The following is an 18,463-nucleotide window of genomic DNA, read 5'->3' as shown; positions in this document are numbered from 1 at the left end:
TCAAGGCAGGCCGTTGCGCCCGTGGGCGAGGTAGCCAGGGCGCTGACTGAGGCGCTTGTAATAGGCACTCACGGCGGGCAGTTCAGGGTGTGCCAGCGGCGTGGAAAACCAGCGCTGCACCGACAGGCCGATGGGGATGTCGGCCAGGGTGAAGTGCTCGCCGGCAACGAAGGCGCCAGTGTTGGCCAGCTGCTGTTCGAGGATGCCCATGTATCGGGCCCATTCGGCACAGCCGGCGGCCAAGGCCTTGGCATCCTGGTGCGCGGGCGACTGGCGCACCAGTGACATGAACGGGTAGCTCCAGGCGCGGTTCAGGTCCGAGGCCTGCCAGTCTATCCACTGATCGACACGGGCCCGTGCCTGCGCTTCGGTGGGGTAAAGGACCGCATCGCCGTAACGGTTTGCCAGGTAGCGGATGATGCTGTTGGATTCCCACAGCGTGAAGTCGCCGTCCTGGATCACCGGGACCATGGCGTTGGGGTTGAGCGCGAGGAACTCGGGCGCGCCAGTGGGCTGAAAACCGCTGCCCCAATCCTCGCGGGCGAAAGGGATGTTGAATTCGGCGCAGGCCCACAGCACCTTGCGCACGTTGATCGAAGAGGCTCTGCCGAGTATCCGTAACATGCCGTCATCCTTGATGGAGGGAGCGCTGATCGTCGATCAGCCGGCGCCCTGCGGTCAAGCGGGGTGAAGGCATCACCAGCACCCCGGCCTCACGCAGCCAAGTGCAGGAGGGCCTTGACGGCATACCTTGGAACTCGGCGCTGCGGCGGCATAGCGGGTGTGACGAAGGTTCATGGTTCAGGCGCTCATGGCAGACATTCGCCCCCGGTTCTGGCAAGGTGGAACGCCGATCAAACCAGGCTTGCATTGCCCCATGGATGCCTTCTACCTCATCGCCCTCGGCGCCATCGTCGCCGGTTTCGTTCAAGGCCTTTCCGGCTTTGCCTTCGGCATGGTCGCCATGTCGTTCTGGGCCTGGGGCCTGGAACCGCGGCTGGCGGCGTCGCTGACCGTGTTTGGCAGCCTGACCGGGCAGCTCATCGCCGTGTTCAGCGTACGCCGCGGTTTCAGCTGGTCACTGCTGTGGCCGTTCGTGCTCGGTGGCCTGGCCGGCATCCCGCTGGGCGTGTGGGTGTTGCCTTACCTGGACATGCTCTGGTTCAAGGCGGTGTTCGGCACGCTGCTGGTGCTGTGGTGCCCGCTGATGCTGGTGGCGCCACGCCTGCCACGGCTGCCGGGCAACCGCCTGGCCGATGGCGCGGTGGGCCTGGTGGGCGGGGCGTTGGGCGGGATCGGTGGCTTTACCGGCACAGTGCCTACACTGTGGTGTACCTTGCGTGGCTTCGAGCGCGATACCCAGCGGGCGGTGATTCAGAACTTCAACCTGTCGATGCTGCTGGTGACCCTGCTCACCTATCTCGGTACCGGGGTGGTGACCCGCGACATGCTGCCGGCGTTCGGCGTGGTGCTGCTGGCCATGGCGCTGCCGGCGCTGCTGGGCACGCGGGTATACCTGGGCATCAGCGAACTGGCGTTTCGCCGCGTGGTACTGGGTTTGCTGACGGCCTCCGGGGTGGCCATGCTGATGGCGTCGTTACCGGCCTTGTTGAGCCGTTGAGCGCTTGCCTGGCGGCGCTGATCTTGGCACCCTTTGCGCCGCATCGATCTTGCGCACCGTAACAGAAGGAACCGCACCGTTGAGTTGGGACAAAGTCGGCAAACTCCTGGTCGCCATGTTGCTTGGCCTGATGGTCATGCTGGTGACTTATGTGCTGTTCAAGGACCAGCCACGGCTCGAGGCGACGCTGACTTACGCCTACCTTACCTATCCCAGCCAGTTCAGCGAGCGTATCAGCAAGGCCAACGAGCAGCTCAAGTACGAGCAGTTGCAGCCGCGCATCAACACCATCAGTGACGGTGCGTTGAACCCGTACCAGGTCGACAAGCTGATCGAACTGGCCCAGGCGCCCTATGCGCAGCTGTTCGCCAAACCTTTCGAAGCCGGGTTGGTGGACCACCGCACCGGTTTGCTCATCGACCTGCACAACCGTGGCGACAGCGATGTGCGTGAGGTGAAGATCCGCCTGCCGGCCAAGGGTCTGGTACAGGTACGTGATGCGACGGGCAATGACACGCTGTACGAGGCGGCGACGGCTCAGGTGGAAATACCGGCCATCGAACAGGGCAGGGAGTGCAGGGTGTGGGTCTACTTCGATGCCGACTATTCACAGATTCGCCAGGGCGGTATCAGTGTCAGTTTTGCCGGTGGCCAGGCGGACATGCGGGTCTCCCGCGAGTTCACCGGGTTCCCGGCGCTGGTGGCGCGCTACAGCCAAGAGCTGGTGGGGTTGCTGGGCGTGTTGCTGCTTGGGCTGGTGGGGATGGGGTACGCCTGCCTGGCTCGGCGGCGTACCCTCGCCTGATGACTCAGGCCGGCACCATGGCAAAGCCTACGCCAAAGCGGTTCCAGGCATTGATGGTGGCGATGGCCAACGTCAGATTGGCCACCTCGGCCGGCTCGAAGTGCAGCTGCAACGCTTCATATTCCGCTTGCGGAGCGCCTCGCTCGGGCAGCCGGGTCAGGCATTCCACCCACGCCAGCGCGGCACGTTCCCGCGGGGTGAAGTAGTTCGTCTCCTGCCAGACAGTCAGGGTCTGCAGGCGCGCCTCGGTTTCGCCGGCCTTGCGCGCATCGTTGGCATGCATGTTCACGCAATAGGCGCAGCCGTTGATCTGCGAAGCCCGCAGACGTACCAGCTCCAGCAGTGAGTTTTCCAGGCCGCTCTTGGCCAGGGCTTGTTCCAGGCCGACCATGGCCTTGTAGGCTTCCGGCGAGTGTTTGGCCCATTCGATACGGTTGTGCATGGCGTGCTCCAGGGAATGCGTTGTGGGTATGGCGCTACTTTAGCGCCGGCCCTGCGCCGCCCCGATAGCCAATCGCGCACTTTGCCGGGAGGCCAATCGGGCCATTAAGGGGGCCACTGACCTGCATCCAATCTCTTCATTTCTACCCTGACTGCCTGGCCAGGATAATGGCCGGGTCTTGCTTGGGAGTATCGATTCGATGAGAGGGGCGTTGAACCTGTTGCTGGTGATCTTGCTGGCATTGAACTTGAGGCCGATCCTCACCAGTATCGGCCCGTTGCTCGAGCCGATGCGCGCCAGCACCGGGCTGGGTTACCAGCAGGCGGCACTGCTGACCGCGTTGCCGGTGTTGTGCATGGGCCTGGTGCCGTTGTTGCAGCCTTGGTTGAGGCGCTGGATCAGCGAGCACGGCGGGATGCTCGGTGGCCTTGCCGCCATTGCCCTGGCCTGTCTGTGGCGGTTGCAGCTAGACAGCGCCTGGGCGCTGATTGCCAGTGCGGTGCTGGCCGGGTTGGGCGTGGCGGTTGTGCAGGGCATGATGCCGGGCCTGGTCAATCGCTGGTTCCCCAGCCGCCTGGCCGCGACCATGGGCCTGTACTCGGCGGCACTGATGAGTGGCGGGGGCCTGGCGGCGGTGCTCGGCCCGCATATCAGCGGGCACTTCGGCCACTGGCAGGCCGGGCTTGGCGTGTGGGCAATTCCGGCGCTGCTGGCGGTGCTGGCCTGGGCCGCGCTGCGCCCTCGAAACAGCGCGCCCAAGCTTGCCGGTGCCACCGGCGGGCACTGGTTCGGCACGCGCCGGGCCTGGTTGCTGGCGCTGTATTTCGGCCTGATCAACGGCGGCTATACCAGCATGGTCGCGTGGCTGCCCGCCTACCACCTGGAACACGGTGGCACCGCGCAAGGCGGTGGCGACCTGGTCGGTCTGATGACCGTCTTTCAAGTCTGTGGCGCCCTGGGTCTACCGCTGCTGCTGCGCGGTCTTGCCGATCGTCGCCCGGGCCTTTGGCTGGCGCTGTCGATCCAGCTGGCGGGCTTTCTTGGCTTGCTGCTGGCGCCGACGCTGGCCATGGGCGTGTGGGTCGCGATGATCGGTTTTGGCCTGGGCGCCTGCTTCAGCCTGAGCCTGACCTTGACCCTGGAGCACCTCAAGACGCCTGCCGAAGCCGGCAGCCTGGCGGCTTTCGTGCAGGGCATCGGCTTCATCATCACGGGGATCATCCCGTACATCACCGGGTGGTTGCGCGATGTCAGCGGTGACTTCCAGGCATCCTGGACGCTGCTCACCGTCACCGTGCTGGCGATGCTGCTGGTGACCGCCTGTTTCGCCCCGCGCGGCTATGCCGCAGCCATTGCCCGGCCGAAGCAGGGCGACCAGCCGGCGCTGGTCAACTGAGGCGTTGCAGGGTATCGCGGACCCGGTCCAGCGCCGGGTCGATGTCCAGCAGCTCGATAGCGCCGAAGCCCAGCAGCAACCCTTGGCGCACGGGGGCTTCGTTGAAGAACGGCGCCAGCGAGTAGAGGCCGACCTCCACCTTGCGGGCGAGGTTGGCCAGCAGCTCGATATCCACGCCTGGTTGCGCCAAGGCGCTCAGGTGGAATCCGGCGCTGGCGGGCACGGCGCTGAACCAGGGCGCGAGGTCGCCGTCCAGCCGCGCCAGGATGCGCTCGCGGCGGCCGCTGTAGATGTCGTGGCAGCGGCGGATGTGCTTGTTCAGGTGGCCTTCGCCAATGAACCGCGCCAGCGCCCACTGCAGCAAGGTCGGGCTGTGCCAGTCGCTCAGGTGCTTGGCCACGCAAGCGGCGCTGAGCACCGCCGGTGGCAGCACCGCGTAACCCAGGCGCAGTTCAGGCAGCAGCGTCTTGGAGAAGGTCCCGACATAGGCCACCAGCCCTTGCCGGTCGAGGCGTTGCAGCGCATCGGCGGCCGGGCCCTGGTAGCGGAACTCGCAGTCGTAGTCGTCCTCGATGATCAACGCGCCAAGCTCGGCGGCCCGTGCCAGCAGGGCATGGCGGCGGGCTTCGCTCATCGGCATGCCGAGGGGAAACTGGTGCGAAGGCGTCACATAGATCAGCCGGGTGCCTTCGGCGATGTGCGCAACGCACATGCCCTCATCGTCCACCGGCACTGCCTGCAGCTTTGCCCCCAGGGCCAGGAAAAGCTGGCGTGCCGGTGGGTAGCCGGGGTCTTCCATGGCCACCTGGCAGCCGGGCTCGACCAGCACCCGGGCAATCAGGTCCAGGGCCTGTTGGGCACCGTTGCACACCAGGACGTCTGCCGCACTGCAATGCACGCCGCGGGCGTAGGCAATGTGGTGGGCAATGGCCTCGCGCAATTCGGGCAGGCCTTGGGCGGCAAACTGCCGCTCGGGGTGCCGCTGGCTGCGGCGCAGGGCGTAGTTCAGGCAGCTGCGCCACTGGTCGAAGGGGAACTGCGCCTTGCTCGAAGCGCCGCCGACGAAGTCGTAGCGCGAGGGGGCTTCCTGGGTGCGCCGGGCGAGCACCGTGGCGCGCTGCTGCCAGCGCTGCAGCGAGGCGGCAGCGGCCAGGGGCACGGTTTGCGATTCACCGCTGCGCAGCGGTTGGCGCGGGGTGATGAAGGTGCCACGGCCGACCACGCCGCTGAGCAGGTTGTCGTAGGTCAGCCGTGAATAGGCTTCGGCCACAGTCTTGCGCGACACGCCCAACTGCTCGGCCAGCAGCCGGGTCGGCGGCAGCTGCGTGCCGGCGGCTAGGTGGCCGCTGTCGATGCCGGCGCGCAGCTGCTGATAGAGCTGGTCGGCCAGGCCTTTGCGGCCGTCCAGGCGAATGTGCAGTTCCATGATCACAGTCCGAAACACAGGAGTGCTGAGGATAGCGGATCAGAACCGCGCGGTGCTTATCGTGATGTAGCCCTTGAGTGCCAGGTCGATGCGGATGACCGTTTCATCCACGGCGGCCTTGCGCTTCTGCTTGATGCACACGCCCTTGACGCCGATGGCGCGCATGCGGTGGTGGATGGCTCGCCCGCAAGGATCGAAGAAGATTTCGCTGGCCAGCAGTTCAATGCGCTCGATCAGTTGCCGGGTGTGCTCGTCGGTGGCACAGAAAAACAGCACACCGGAGAGGTGCGGGTCGTTATCCGGATTGCTGACGTCATGGGCCAGCAGTTCGCGCAGGGTACTGCGCAGTTCGGCGTGGGTGCGGGAATCTGGGTACATGCGCAGTCTCCTCTGGGTCGCAGGTTTCGATCTTGTTTTCACTGGCCTAGGGCGACAAGCAAGGCGATTCTGAAACAGCTGTAGGAATTTTCGTAAGCCATGAGGAGGGTGCTTGCGCTGCGTCGATGCGGCACAATCTTTCCTCTGATATGCGTCTGACCGAGGACATCGATGAACAACCACTTCCAAGCCGTCGACCTGCAAAAGGCCTACCGCCTGCTCAACCATGGGCCGACCGTGCTGGTGTCGGCCAGCCATGGTGGCGTGGACAACGTCATGGCGGCCGCCTGGGCCTGTGCGCTGGACTTCGACCCGCCCAAGGTCACCGTGGTACTGGACAAGATCACCCGCACCCGGCAGCTGGTCGAGGGCAGTGGCTGGTTCGTGATCCAGGTGCCGACGGCCGCACAGGCGCACTTGACCCATCAGGTGGGTACCCGCAGCCTGTTCGACCAGCCGGACAAGCTGGCCAGCATCGGCGTGGAGCTGGCACGGGTGGAGGGTTATGCGGCGCCGCTGGTTCAGGGCTGCTCGGCCTGGCTGATGTGCCGGGTGATCGACGAGCCGCACAACCAGAGCACCTATGACCTGTTCATGGGTGAAGTGGTGGCGGCGTGGGCGGATGACCGGGTGTTCCGCGAGGGGCATTGGGCTTATGAAGATGCCGACCCGCAGTGGCGCAGCCTGCACTACGTGGCGGGTGGGCATTTCTATGCGATTGGTGAGCCGGTGGTGGTCGACCTGCAGGGTTGAAGATTTATGTCCCGCGAAAGGGCCGCATAGCGGCCCTCTGCCGAGTTACTGTTGAACCTCCTGCTTGAATCTCAGGCGCCATCCATGCAGCAACGGCTCGGTATATCCGCTGGGCTGTTCACGGCCTTTGAACACCAGCTCTCGCGCCGCGCGGAACGCATGCGAGCCGGCAAGGTTGGCAGCCATCGGCCGGTACGCCGGGTCCCCGGCATTCTGCTGGTCCACCACCTTGGCCATGCGCTGCAAGGTCGCCTCGACCTGATCACTGCCGACCACCCCATGGTGCAGCCAGTTGGCAATGTGCTGGGCCGAGATGCGCAAGGTGGCGCGGTCCTCCATCAGCCCCACGTCATGGATGTCCGGCACCTTCGAGCAACCCACCCCTTGCTCGACCCAGCGCACCACGTAACCCAGGATGCCCTGGCAGTTGTTGTCCAGCTCGGCCTGGATATCGGCTGCACGCCAGGGCCGGTCCGGGCTGACCGGAATGCTCAGCAGGTCGTGCAGCAGTTGTTCGCGCTCGGCGCTCAGGTCGACCTTCTCCAGCGCTGCCTGCACCGCTGGCACGTCCACCTGGTGATAATGCAGCGCATGCAAGGTCGCGGCAGTAGGCGAGGGCACCCAAGCGGTATTGGCGCCGGCACGGGGCTGGGCGATCTTCTGTTCGAGCATGGCCGCCATCAGGTCGGGCATGGCCCACATGCCCTTGCCGATCTGCGCCTTGCCCCGCAAGCCGCAGGCCAGGCCCACCAGCACGTTGCTGCGTTCGTAGGCCTGGATCCAGGCGCTGCCTTTCATGTCACCCTTGCGCAGCATGGCGCCGGCCTCCATGGCGCTGTGCATCTCGTCACCGGTGCGGTCGAGGAAGCCGGTGTTGATGAACACCACCCGCGCTGCCGCGCTGGCGATGCAGGCCGCCAGGTTGACGCTGGTACGCCGCTCTTCGTCCATGATGCCCATCTTCAAGGTGTGCCGGGGCAGGCCCAGCAGGTCCTCGACACGGCCGAACAGCTGGTCGGCGAAGGCGACTTCGGCCGGGCCGTGCATCTTTGGCTTGACGATGTACAGGCTGCCCTCACGGGAGTTGCCACGGCGCTTGAGGTCGTGCAGGCCGATCAGGCTGGTGACTACTGCGTCGAGGATGCCTTCGGGGATCTCCCGGCCCTCGCGGTCGTGGATCGCCGGGTTGGTCATCAAGTGGCCAACGTTGCGGATGAACAGCAGCGAGCGGCCGGGCAGGGTCAGTGGCTGGCCATCCGCGCCTTGGTATTCGCGGTCCTTGGCCAGCGCACGGGTGAAGGTCTTGCCAGCCTTGCTGACCTGTTCGCTGAGGTCGCCTTTCATCAGGCCCAGCCAGTTGCGATAGACGTTGACCTTGTCCTCGGCATCCACGGCTGCCACCGAGTCTTCGCAGTCGATGATGGTGGTCAGCGCGGCTTCGACGAGTATGTCCTTGACCCCGGCGTGGTCGGCCTTGCCGATGGTGCTGGCCGGGTCGATCTGGATTTCGAAGTGCAGGCGATGGTGCAGCAGCAGGATGGCCGTCGGCTGGCCGGGGTCGCCTTGATAGCCGCGCAGTTGCGCAGGCGCCGTGAGGCCGACCTGGCGACCATCGCTCAACGTCACCCGCAATTTGCCCTGATTGATCGCGTAGGCCTGGGCGTCTGCGTGAGAAGCGCCTGCAAGCGGCGCGCAGCGGTCGAGAAAGTCGCGACCGAAGGCGATCACCCGGGCGCCGCGCAGCGGGTTGTAGCCTTGGCCGCGCTCGGCGCCGTCGCTGTCCGGGATGGCGTCGGTGCCGTACAGCGCGTCATACAGCGAGCCCCAGCGGGCGTTGGCGGCGTTCAGGGCGTAGCGGGCATTGCTCAGTGGCACCACCAGCTGCGGGCCGGCTTGTTCGGCGATCTCGCGGTCGACCTGGGTGGTGCTGATGCGCACTTGCTGCGGGGCGTCGACCAGGTAACCGATGCTGCGCAAGAAGGCCTGATAGGCAGCCATGTCGCGAATCGGCCCGGGGTGCTGGCGGTGCCAGGTGTCCAGTTCGAGCTGCAGGCGGTCGCGTTCGGCGAGCAGTTCGCGGTTGCGCGGTGCGAGGTCGTGGACCAGGCTGCTGAAGCCCTGCCAGAAGCTGGCGGCGTCGATGCCGGTGCCGGGCAGCACTTCATCCTCGATGAAGCGTTGCAGGATCGGGTCGACCTTGAGGGGATGAGTCATTGTCTTCTCGCTCGAAGTTCAGTCGTTGGGATTCGATTCAAAGGGCTGCCACGCCCGCCTTGGCCACTTGGGCATCCTGCTCGGGCTTGACCCCGGATACACCGACGGCGCCCACCACCTGGCCATCGACCCGCACGGGCACACCGCCTTCCAGGCTGGTCAGCAGCGGCGCGGTGACGAAGGCAATGCGCCCGCCATTGACCATCTGTTCGAAGTCGCGGGTTTCCTTGCGCCCCAGTGCGGCGCTGCGGGCCTTTTCCATGGCGATGTAGGCGCTGGACGGGGCGCAGCCGTCCATGCGCTCCAGTGCCAGCGGGTGGCCGCCGTCATCGACCACGGCGATGGTCACGTTCCACTGTTGCGCCTGGGCTTCCTGGCGGGCGGCAGCGAGCAGGCGGGTCACTTCCGCCTGGCCGATCACGGGCTTGCTATGCATGGCTGTTCTCCTGGTTCAAGGCTGCTTCGACGATTTCGATCCAGTGCCGCACCGGTGTGCGCCCGGCCCCGTCCAGGTGGGTCTGGCAGCCGATGTTGGCGGTGGCGATGACTTGCGGTTTGCCGCTTTCCAGCGCGTTCAGGCGGTTGTCGCGCAGTTGCCGCGACAGCGCCGGCTGGGTCAGCGAATAAGTGCCGGCCGAGCCGCAGCACAGGTGGCCGTCCGGCACCGGGGTGAGGGTGAAGCCCAGACGCGTCAGCAGGCTTTCTACTTGGCCGCCGAGCTTGAGCGCATGCTGCAGGGTGCACGGGCAGTGGAAGGCCAGGCGCTGTTCGGCGCACAGGCCGAGCTGTTCGACGGGTTCGTCGCGCAGCACTTCGACCAGGTCCCGCGACAGGGCACTGACCCGTGCGGCTTTGCTGGCGTAGTGCGGGTCTTTTTCCAGCAGGTGGCCGTAGTCACGCACAAAGGCGCCGCAGCCACTGGCGGTCTGCACGATGGCTTCGGCCCCGGCCTCGATGGCAGGCCACCAGGCATCGATATTGCGCCGGGCGCGATCCAGGCCCTGTTCCTGGGCATTCAGGTGATAGTCCACCGCGCCGCAGCAGCCGGCTTCGTACGCCGGCTCCACGCTGATCCCCAGACGGTCCAGCAAGCGCGCGGTGGCGGCATTGGTGTTGGGCGACAAGGCGGCCTGCACGCAGCCTTCTAGTAGCAGGATGCGCCGGGCATGGCGGAGCGCGGGCCGTTCACCTGGCGGCGGCACCCGGGCCGGCAGCTTGCGCTTGAGGGTGGCCGGCAGCACCGGTCGCAGGGCTTGACCAGTGCGGGTCAGGGCCTTGAACAGCGCCGGGCGCGGCACCACTGCGCGCAGGCCCTGGCGCAGCAGACGCTGGCCGAGCGGGCGCGGTACCTGCTGCTCGACCACGGCGCGGCCGATGTCCAGCAGGTCGTGATACTTCACCCCAGACGGGCAGGTGGTTTCACAGTTGCGGCAGCTCAGGCAGCGGTCCAGGTGCAGTTGCGTGCTGGTGGTGACCGGCGCGCCTTCGAGCACCTGCTTGATCAGGTAGATGCGCCCCCGTGGCCCGTCCAGCTCGTCGCCGAGCAGCTGATAGGTCGGGCAGGTGGCCGTGCAGAAACCGCAGTGCACGCACGAGCGCAGGATGCTTTCGGCTTCTTCGCCGCGGGCCAGGCGCTTGGCGCTTTCGCTCAGGTTGGTTTGCATGGGCGTGGCCTCACAGGTCGGGGTACAGACGGCCAGGGTTGAACACGCCCTGGGGATCGAGTTGCTGCTTGAGCGCCTGGTGGTAGCGCATCAGTGCTGCAGGCAGCGGGGCAGTGCTGTCATCCCCCGGCGTGTAGCCGGTGGCGTGGCCGCCAACCTTGGCGGCCAGTTCACGGATCAACTGCGCGGGCGCCGACGACTTGAGCCAGCGTTGCGCGCCGCCCCAGTCGATCAGCTGTTGCCCCGGCAGGTCGAGCTCGCCGCTGGCGGTCGGCACCGACAGCCGCCACAGCGGCGCCGGGTCGTTGAAGAAGGCCAGGCGCTGTTCGCGCAGGTCGCTCCAGAAGCGGCTGTCGAGCACTTCGCCGCCCAGGCGCTGGCGGGCTGATTGCACCGAGCCTGCACCTCCTTCCAGGCGCAGGTACAAGGTTTCGCCATCGTGGCAGGCGGCGCTGATGGGCAGCGGTTGCTGGCCCCATTCGGCCAGCTCGGCCAGGGCCTGGTGGCGGGCCATCGGCAAGCGCAGGCTGAGGCATTCGCGTGGGCGTGGCAGGACCTTCAGCGACACTTCGGTCAGCAGCCCCAGGCAGCCAAAGCTGCCGGTCATCAGCCGCGAGACGTCATAGCCGGCGACGTTCTTCATCACCTCGCCGCCAAAACGCAGCAGCTTGCCGTGCCCGGTGATTACCCGCGTGCCGAGCACGTAGTCACGTACCGACCCGGCCCATGGCCGGCGCGGCCCCGACAACCCGGCCGCGACCATGCCGCCAAGGGTTGCTTCGGCGCCCAGGTGCGGCGGTTCGCAGGGCAGCATCTGCCCGGCCTCGTGCAACGCGGCTTCGATTTCCAGCAGCGGCGTGCCGGCGCGGGCGGTGAGCACCAGTTCGGTCGGGTCGTAGCTGACGATGCCGCGGTGGTTGCGGGTATCGAGGACCTCGCCGGCCATCGGGCGGCCAAGCATGGCTTTGCTGTTGCCGCCCTGGATGCGTAGCGGTGTGCCCAGGTTCAGGGCCTGGTTGACCTGTTCGAGCAGGTCCTGGCTCATGTCGCGGTCCATGCTCATCAGAAACGCTCCAGCTCGGGGAAGGGCAGTTGCCCGTGGTGCACGTGCAGGGCGCCGAACTCGGCGCAGCGGTGCAGGGTGGGGATGTTCTTGCCCGGGTTGAGCAGCCCTTGCGGGTCGAACGCGGCCTTCACGGCGTGGAACAGGGTGATCTCGTCGCTGTTGAACTGCGCGCACATCTGGTTGATCTTCTCGCGCCCCACGCCGTGCTCACCGGTGATGCTGCCGCCCACCGCCACGCACAGTTCGAGGATGCGCCCACCGATGGCCTCGGCGCGCTCCAGTTCGCCGGGCAGGTTGGCATCGAACAGGATCAGCGGGTGCATGTTGCCGTCGCCGGCATGGAACACGTTGGCCACGCGCAGGCCGTATTCCTCGCTCAGTTCGCTGATGCCCTTGAGCACCCGGGGTAACTCGCGGCGGGGGATGGTGCCGTCCATGCAGTAGTAGTCCGGCGAAATCCGCCCCACCGCCGGGAAGGCGTTCTTGCGCCCGGCCCAGAAGCGCACGCGCTCGGCTTCGTCACAGGCCAGGCGTACGTCGCGGGCGCCGGCTTGCTTCAGCACCTCGTCTACCCGCTGGCAGTCATCCTGCACATCGGCTTCGACGCCATCGAGCTCGCACAGCAGGATGGCCGCAGCGTCCACCGGGTAGCCGGCGTGGATGAAGTCCTCGGCGGCGCGGATCGCCAGGTTGTCCATCATTTCCAGACCGCCAGGGATGATGCCGGCGGCGATGATCTCGGCCACGGCACGGCCGGCGTCCTCGACACTGTCGAAACTGGCCAGCAGTACCCGCGCCACCTGAGGTTTGGGCAGCAGCTTGACGGTCACTTCGGTGACGATGCCGAGCATGCCCTCGGAGCCGGTGAACAGCGCCAGCAGGTCGAAGCCCGGGCTGTCCAGGGCGTCACTGCCCAGGGTCAGGCGTTCGCCTTCGACGGTGAGGATCTCGACCTTGAGCAGGTTGTGCACGGTCAGGCCGTATTTCAGGCAATGCACGCCACCGGCGTTTTCCGCGACGTTGCCGCCGATCGAGCAGGCGATCTGCGAAGACGGGTCGGGGGCGTAGTACAGGCCATGGGGCGCGGCGGCCTGGGAAATGGCCAGGTTGCGCACACCGGGCTGCACCCGGGCGAACCGGCCTTGCGGGTTGACTTCGAGAATGCGGTTGAAGCGCGCCATCACCAGCAGGATGCCCTTGGCCAGCGGCAGAGCGCCGCCCGACAGGCCCGTGCCGGCGCCGCGCGCCACCACCGGCACGCCCCGCTGATGGCAGAGCTTGAGCAAGGTTTGCACCTGTTCCAGGCGTTCGGGCAGCGCCACCAAAAGTGGCACGGTGCGGTAGGCCGAGAGGCCGTCGCATTCATAAGGCTTGAGATCTTCTGCGCGGTGCAGGACCTCAAGGTCGGGGAGGGCATCACGCAACGCCTGCAGCAGCGCGGGCAGATCCACGGCGGGCAGCGCTCCGTCGACACGTTCGTCGTAGAGGATGTTCATCAGGCTCACTCAGCGGCAATTTTTGTTGTTGTTGGCAACCCGGTCACCCTTGCAGACTGCGCGTTTGGGTAGGTGTGGTCGAGGTATCAGGTCACTGGTCCTACCAGTTTTTCGGCGAAGTGCTGGTTATCCATGGCTTTTACCGGCTAGATTTGAACCGTCGACAGCAGTGGTCCTACCAGTTGGAGTCTGCGCATGGGTATTGAAGGCAAGGCCAAGGTCGCGGACCAGGTGGCCGAGCGGGTCGAGCGGCTGATCGTCGAGGGGGTGCTCAAGGTCGGCCAGGCCTTGCCGTCGGAGCGGCGTCTGGTCGAGAAACTGGGCTGCTCGCGTTCGGCGCTGCGTGAAGGGCTGCGCATCCTGCGCGGGCGCGGCATCATCGATACCGAGCAGGGGCGCGGCTCGTTCGTTGCCGACCTTGCCGGGCAGGCCAGCGCAACGCCGTTGATGCATTTGTTCAGTTCGCAGCCGCGCACGCTGTTCGACCTGCTGGAGGTGCGTGCCTTGCTGGAGGCCGAGTCGGCACGCCTGGCGGCCTTGCGCGCTACCGATATCGATCGCCTGCTGATCCGCCGGCGTTACGAAGACATGCTGGACGCCCATGCTTCAGCCGAAGCGCTTGATCCTCGCGAACACGCTCGGCGTGATCATGCGTTTCACCGGGCGATCAGCGAGGCGTCGCATAACCCGGTGCTGGTGCATACCTTGCAATCACTGAGCGACCTGACCTTGAGCACGGTGTTCGCCTCGGTCAACAACCTCTACTGCCGGCCAGCGCAGAAGCGCCAGATCGACCGCCAGCATGCTCGGTTGTACCACGCGGTGATGGAGCAGTTGCCCGAGCAGGCGCAACGGGCGGCGCGTGAGCATATCAACGGGATTCGCGACAGTTTGCGCGAGATCGAGCAGGAAGAGCAGCGCTTGGTCAGGGCAACGATGCGTATGGATGGTTGGGGCTGAGTCTTGCCTTTGCCGGCCTCTTCGCGGGCACGCCCGCTCCCACAGGAATAGCACTGCCCTCAGGTTGGGCACTATCCCGGTGGGAGCGGGCGTGCCCGCGAAGAGGCCGGTACAGCTAGCCCATCACTTGGCCAGGTGCCTGATCATCGCCACGGTGAGGTAAAGCCGCGGCGCAATGCTGCCCAGTTCGATGTATTCATCGTCCCCATGCAACCCGGCCCCGACCACCCCCAACGTTTCCAGCACCGCCGGTTTGTCGCTGCCTGGCACATAGGCATACCCGGCATCGGTGCCAAAGCGCATGGCAATCGGCTCTATCTTGTGGTCCACCTGGCCATACAGCTGCTGCGCGGTTTCGGCCAGCCGGGTAGAAGCCTCGTTGCGCGCCAGCGGCGGTCGACCTTTCTCGACCACGACACTGGCCTGAGTGTCGGCCACCCGTTGCTTTTTCACGATGCGCTGGGCATCTGCCTGCACTCGGTCGGTCTCGCCCAGGTCGGAATAGCGCATGTCCGCTTCGGCGGTGGCCAGTGCCGGAATGATGTTGGCTTTTTCGCCGGCCTTGGCCAAGGTCCAGTTCACCGTGGTGCCTTTACTCGCATCGCCCAGGTCATTGAGCTGGAGCAGCTGGTGGGCCAGTTCGATCAGCGCATTGCGGCCCTCTTCGGGGGCGGAACCTGCATGAGATGCACGGCCTTTGACTTCAAGCTTGAGGCGGTTGATGCCGTTGGTGGCGACGGTCACTGCATCCTTGTCCGGCGGCTCGTAAGAGAACACGTAGTCATGCTTGCGGGCCAGTTCGGCAATGATCTGCTTCGACCCGGCAGAGCCCATTTCTTCGTCCGGGTTGAACAGCACGGTGAGCGTGCGGTAGCCCTTGAACTGCTGATCGTTGAGCAACTTCAGCGCGTGCAGGATCATCGCCACACCGCCCTTGGCATCGGCGACGCCAGGGCCGTATGCGCGCGGGCCATCGACCCGGAACGGGCGTTTGGCCACGGTGCCGGGGACGAACACGGTGTCGTAGTGCACCATCAGCAGGAAATCCTTGCTACCGGTGCCTTTGAAGGTACCGACGATATTGTCGCCGACCGACGGCTTGGCGGGGTGAGTCTGCACCTCGGCGCCCAGGGCCTTGAGGCGTTTCACCAGCTCGGCACTGACTTGCGTCAGGCCCGCTTCGGTACCCGTGCCGGTGTCTACCGAGACCAGACTCTTGAGGGTTTGCAGATACGCCGGCTGTTCGTTCTCGGCCTGCTTGAGCAGGTCCTTGGGGGTGGGTTCAGCGGCAGTTGCCTGGGTACAGGCGATCAGCAGCGCCAGGGCGATGGCGTGGGGAGGGCGAGGCAATGGCATGGGGTCTTCCTTGTTCTAGTGAGTCCCTGAGCCTGGCAGCCAAGCTCGATGTCGCGCCGGGTGAACCCGTACGCACAGCAACTCCACCGCTGTTCGAGCCGGTGGAGTCTGTGTGGCGAAGGTTCAATGATGGGCGACCGGATCGTCCTGCGACAGGATTGCCTTGGCCAGCTCTTCGTCACTGGCCTGCAGGCCAGGGTTGTCCTTGCGGGCCTGTTCCAGCGCCGACTCCACATAGGCGCCACGGATGGTTCCGCCGCTGGCGACGAATGCAGACAGGTCGTCACGGGCGGGGATGATCCGTTTGTCATCTTTGAAGGTTGAGTACAACGACGCGGAGACACCGGCCGAGGTGGCGACGTCGCCCGCATCGACGCGGGCCAGGGCAGCACCGGCAGGCAGCAGGAGCAGCAGCGCAGGGGCGAGGAGTAGGTGGCGCATGACGTGTTCTCCAGTAACGTGAAGCACAAGGAAATAAACCACTCAGTGTTTAAGATGCCGGGCGAGTGGCGGGAGTTCCCTGATTTCTGCTGGCGTTTCGTTGCGTCTTACACCTTGCTGCCCAGCAAGCGCTTCAGCGAAGCGTCGAAATCCCTCAGGGCATCGGCCTTGGCGGCCTGTTCATCGTCGAGCATCCGCGCCACATTGCTGACATCCTTGCGCGCACGGCCTTCGGCGCGGCCGATGTAGGTCAGTTGGCTGTCGAAGAAGCGCGCCACCACTCGGCTTTCGACGTCGGCTGTGGCCAGGCGGCTTTCGCTGTCCAGCAGCACGATCACGTCCGGGTGGTCGGCGAGCAGGCTGTCCAGGTCTTCATAGAACGTCACGTCGGCGAACTGCTGGGCCAGCGAATGCGCCAACCATTCGTAGGCCTGGCTGCCACCGCTGAGGGTGGCCACCGGAATGCTGCGCGGCTGCGATGTGGCCGCCGCTGCACCACGGTGCTGCTGCAGGTAGCTGAGGGTGCTCTCGGCATTGCGTCCGAGCAGTACGGCCACCTTCTGCCCCGGTGCTAGCGCGACGCTGGAAATGGCGGTGGCCGAGTAGAAGTGCCCGTACGGCTGGGCAGCCTGCTGGGTAGCTGGCGCGGCACAGCCGCCAAGGGCAGCGAACAGGGCGAGCAGGGCAGCGAGCATGCCGGTTTTCATGGGGAGAGCCTCATCGATCAGTGAATGCCGCCATTTTCCGCTTGCAGCAGCGGCGGCGGAACTTGATGGCATTCATGGTGGTTATCGATGAAGACGATGAATCAGCTCGGGCGGGCCATGAACTGCAAGATGCGCTCGCGCAGCCAGCGTTCGGCCGGGTCGTTGTCGTGGGCGCCGCTCCAGACCATCGACAGCTCGGCCTCGGTGATCTCGAAGGGCGCAGGGTCGGCGCGCAGGCTGCCATCGTCGGCCAGGGCGCAGGCGGCGTAGTCCGGCACGGTGGCGATCATTTCGGTGTTGCGCAGCAGGGCGCGCAGGCTGCCGAACTGTGGAACGGCCAGCACCACCTTGCGGCAACGGCCGATGCGGGCGAGGTCGAGGTCGATGTTGCCGCTCATGTCACCGGAGAACGACACCATCACATGGGGCCGGGCGCAGTACTCGTCGAGCGTCAGCGGGCCCGGTCGGTCGTCGGCGCGCAGCACGCGCACGCCGATATCGCGCAGCTTGCGGCGTTTGGCAGTGGCCGGCAGGTCAGTGGTGTAGCTCACGCCCACGGAGATCTCGCCGCTGGCCAGCAAGCCCGGCATCAACAGGAAGTTGGCCCGGCGCACCACCACGCTGATGTCCGGGGCTTCTTCGCGCAAGGCCTGCAGCAGGGCGGGGAACAGGCCGAACTCGGCGTCGTCCGACAGGCCCAGACGGAATTGGTTGCAGCTGCTGGCCGGGTCGAACTCGCGGGCGCGGCTGATGGCTGACGAAATCACGTCCATGGCCGGGCCCAGTTCGGCGAAGATTTGCATGGCCCGCGGGGTCGGTTCCATGGCCCGGCCGCTGCGGATCAGCAGCGGGTCGTCGAACAGTTCGCGCAGGCGGGCAAGGGCGGCGCTGACGGTGGATTGAGTGATGAACAGCTTTTCGCCGACGCGGGTCAGGTTGCGTTCGATCATCAGTGCTTCGAAAAGCACCAGCAGGTTCATGTCGACACGGCGCAGGTCGTTGCGGTTCATGGGCTCGGCTCACCGGGGCTAGAGGGGTTGGCGGTGTATTGAAGCACGACGCCGGCGGTTGCGCCTTGTATGGATGTGCCGGGGCTATCACCCCCCAAGAGTCGCTCTATTAGAAGTCTGCCCAAGCTCGGCTAGTCTTTCCCGTGGCTTGGCGAATTGCACGTGAGGGCGGCGTGGCAGCACTTGCGTGCAAGACCGCGCCGCGCCTGGCGTGACACCTTCGCAAGCCCCGTGTCGGCACATGACCGACCAGACCTGATGAGGGGTAGGCATGAGCCCATGTGCTCGGCTGAAAGAACACCTGGCATAGACCGGAAATCTGGATAACCGACCCAAAGGTAACAGCAGATGTCGAACGAATCGAAATGCCCGTTCCATCAAACCGCAGGTGGCGGCACCACCAACCGTGACTGGTGGCCTGACCAGCTCAACCTCAGAATCCTCCATCAGCACTCGTCGAAGTCCAGCCCTGACCCGGACTTCGACTATGCCAAGGCGTTCAAGAGCCTCGACTTCCAGGCCCTGAAAAAAGACCTGACCGCCTTGATGACCGACTCCCAGGACTGGTGGCCAGCCGACTTCGGCCACTATGGCCCGCTGTTCATTCGTATGGCCTGGCACAGCGCCGGCACCTACCGCATCGGCGATGGCCGTGGTGGTGCCGGTTCCGGCCAGCAGCGTTTCGCCCCGCTCAACAGCTGGCCCGACAACGTCAGCCTGGACAAGGC

General features: G+C 65.7%; 18 protein-coding genes and 1 pseudogene. 6 read left to right on the top strand and 13 right to left on the bottom strand.

Going from position 1 to position 18,463, the window contains the following annotated elements; translation table 11 throughout:
- Nucleotides 1-624, bottom strand: a complete 624-nt coding sequence (locus APH28_RS26435) for a glutathione S-transferase family protein (protein WP_060513370.1) — start codon at nt 622-624, stop codon at nt 1-3.
- A 187-nt stretch (nt 625-811) separates the two neighbouring features.
- Here APH28_RS26435 and APH28_RS26430 point away from each other — a divergent pair, with 187 nt between their 5' ends.
- Both APH28_RS26430 and APH28_RS26425 read left to right on the top strand, forming a co-directional pair.
- Complete coding sequence (locus tag APH28_RS26430; RefSeq protein WP_256250256.1) at nt 812-1,621, top strand: sulfite exporter TauE/SafE family protein; 810 nt, start codon at nt 812-814, stop codon at nt 1,619-1,621.
- A gap of 79 nt (nt 1,622-1,700) precedes the next feature.
- Nucleotides 1,701-2,426, top strand: a complete 726-nt coding sequence (locus APH28_RS26425; RefSeq protein ID WP_060513368.1) for a hypothetical protein — start codon at nt 1,701-1,703, stop codon at nt 2,424-2,426.
- A gap of 4 nt (nt 2,427-2,430) precedes the next feature.
- Here APH28_RS26425 and APH28_RS26420 read toward each other — a convergent pair whose 3' ends face one another.
- Entirely contained in the window at nt 2,431-2,868 is a 438-nt protein-coding gene (locus tag APH28_RS26420) for a carboxymuconolactone decarboxylase family protein (protein ID WP_060513367.1), read from the bottom strand.
- Between the two features lie 199 nt (nt 2,869-3,067).
- Here APH28_RS26420 and APH28_RS26415 point away from each other — a divergent pair, with 199 nt between their 5' ends.
- Nucleotides 3,068-4,264, top strand: a complete 1,197-nt coding sequence (locus APH28_RS26415) for a cyanate transporter (RefSeq protein ID WP_060513366.1) — start codon at nt 3,068-3,070, stop codon at nt 4,262-4,264.
- Here APH28_RS26415 and APH28_RS26410 read toward each other — a convergent pair.
- Both APH28_RS26410 and APH28_RS26405 read right to left on the bottom strand, forming a co-directional pair.
- On the bottom strand, nt 4,257-5,690 hold the full coding sequence (locus tag APH28_RS26410) for a PLP-dependent aminotransferase family protein (RefSeq protein WP_060513365.1): 1,434 nt from the start codon (nt 5,688-5,690) through the stop codon (nt 4,257-4,259). The genes APH28_RS26415 and APH28_RS26410 overlap by 8 nt on opposite strands.
- Before the next feature lie 39 nt (nt 5,691-5,729).
- Nucleotides 5,730-6,068, bottom strand: a complete 339-nt coding sequence (locus APH28_RS26405; RefSeq protein ID WP_060513364.1) for a hypothetical protein — start codon at nt 6,066-6,068, stop codon at nt 5,730-5,732.
- 171 nt (nt 6,069-6,239) lie between these two features.
- On the opposite strand from APH28_RS26405, the gene APH28_RS26400 reads away from it, so the two are divergent.
- A complete protein-coding gene (locus tag APH28_RS26400; RefSeq protein ID WP_060513363.1) occupies nt 6,240-6,821 on the top strand; it encodes a flavin reductase family protein in 582 nt (193 codons plus the stop codon).
- 45 nt (nt 6,822-6,866) lie between these two features.
- Here the strand turns inward: APH28_RS26400 and APH28_RS26395 are convergent, their stop codons facing one another.
- The 5 genes from APH28_RS26395 to glcD are packed head-to-tail and all read right to left on the bottom strand — an operon-like array spanning nt 6,867 to nt 13,261.
- Nucleotides 6,867-9,035 carry a malate synthase G gene (locus tag APH28_RS26395; protein ID WP_060513362.1) on the bottom strand — a complete coding sequence of 723 codons (2,169 nt, stop codon included), beginning with the start codon at nt 9,033-9,035 and terminating at the stop codon, nt 6,867-6,869.
- A gap of 37 nt (nt 9,036-9,072) precedes the next feature.
- Nucleotides 9,073-9,471: a heme-binding protein gene (locus APH28_RS26390; RefSeq protein ID WP_060513361.1), complete on the bottom strand. Its 399-nt coding sequence runs from the start codon at nt 9,469-9,471 to the stop codon at nt 9,073-9,075.
- Nucleotides 9,464-10,699 carry a glycolate oxidase subunit GlcF gene (glcF, locus tag APH28_RS26385; RefSeq protein WP_060513360.1) on the bottom strand — a complete coding sequence of 412 codons (1,236 nt, stop codon included), beginning with the start codon at nt 10,697-10,699 and terminating at the stop codon, nt 9,464-9,466. The genes APH28_RS26390 and glcF overlap by 8 nt, the downstream gene beginning before the upstream one ends.
- Nucleotides 10,700-10,709: 10 nt before the next feature.
- Nucleotides 10,710-11,762, bottom strand: coding sequence for a glycolate oxidase subunit GlcE (glcE, locus tag APH28_RS26380; RefSeq protein ID WP_060513359.1), 1,053 nt, complete (start codon nt 11,760-11,762; stop codon nt 10,710-10,712).
- Complete coding sequence (gene glcD / locus APH28_RS26375; RefSeq protein WP_060513358.1) at nt 11,762-13,261, bottom strand: glycolate oxidase subunit GlcD; 1,500 nt, start codon at nt 13,259-13,261, stop codon at nt 11,762-11,764. Before glcD ends, glcE begins: the two co-directional genes overlap by 1 nt.
- 195 nt (nt 13,262-13,456) lie before the next feature.
- Between glcD and glcC the strand changes: the two genes are divergently transcribed.
- The gene (glcC, locus tag APH28_RS26370) at nt 13,457-14,221 is read left to right on the top strand and encodes a transcriptional regulator GlcC (RefSeq protein WP_060513357.1); all 765 of its coding nucleotides are present in this window, start codon (nt 13,457-13,459) and stop codon (nt 14,219-14,221) included.
- A 123-nt stretch (nt 14,222-14,344) separates the two neighbouring features.
- Here glcC and APH28_RS26365 read toward each other — a convergent pair whose 3' ends face one another.
- The 4 genes from APH28_RS26365 to APH28_RS26350 form a co-directional block, all read right to left on the bottom strand.
- Nucleotides 14,345-15,577, bottom strand: coding sequence for a M20/M25/M40 family metallo-hydrolase (locus tag APH28_RS26365; RefSeq protein WP_060513356.1), 1,233 nt, complete (start codon nt 15,575-15,577; stop codon nt 14,345-14,347).
- A 123-nt stretch (nt 15,578-15,700) separates the two neighbouring features.
- On the bottom strand, nt 15,701-16,018 hold the full coding sequence (locus APH28_RS26360) for a DUF2388 domain-containing protein (RefSeq protein ID WP_060513355.1): 318 nt from the start codon (nt 16,016-16,018) through the stop codon (nt 15,701-15,703).
- Nucleotides 16,019-16,125: 107 nt separating this feature from the next.
- Complete coding sequence (locus tag APH28_RS26355) at nt 16,126-16,725, bottom strand: hypothetical protein (RefSeq protein WP_060513354.1); 600 nt, start codon at nt 16,723-16,725, stop codon at nt 16,126-16,128.
- Nucleotides 16,726-16,826: 101 nt separating this feature from the next.
- Nucleotides 16,827-17,735 (bottom strand): LysR family transcriptional regulator, encoded by a 909-nt coding sequence (locus APH28_RS26350; protein WP_060513353.1) that lies wholly within the window; start codon nt 17,733-17,735, stop codon nt 16,827-16,829.
- A gap of 348 nt (nt 17,736-18,083) precedes the next feature.
- Between APH28_RS26350 and APH28_RS26345 the strand changes: the two are divergent.
- Nucleotides 18,084-18,463, top strand: a pseudogene (locus APH28_RS26345) (peroxidase family protein); the annotation flags it as partial.

The organism is Pseudomonas sp. NBRC 111124, assembly GCF_001320245.1.
In the GTDB taxonomy this organism is placed as follows: domain Bacteria; phylum Pseudomonadota; class Gammaproteobacteria; order Pseudomonadales; family Pseudomonadaceae; genus Aquipseudomonas.
The sequence above is the reverse complement of the archived record's forward strand: the minus strand, read 5'-3'. Positions and strand labels throughout refer to the sequence as shown.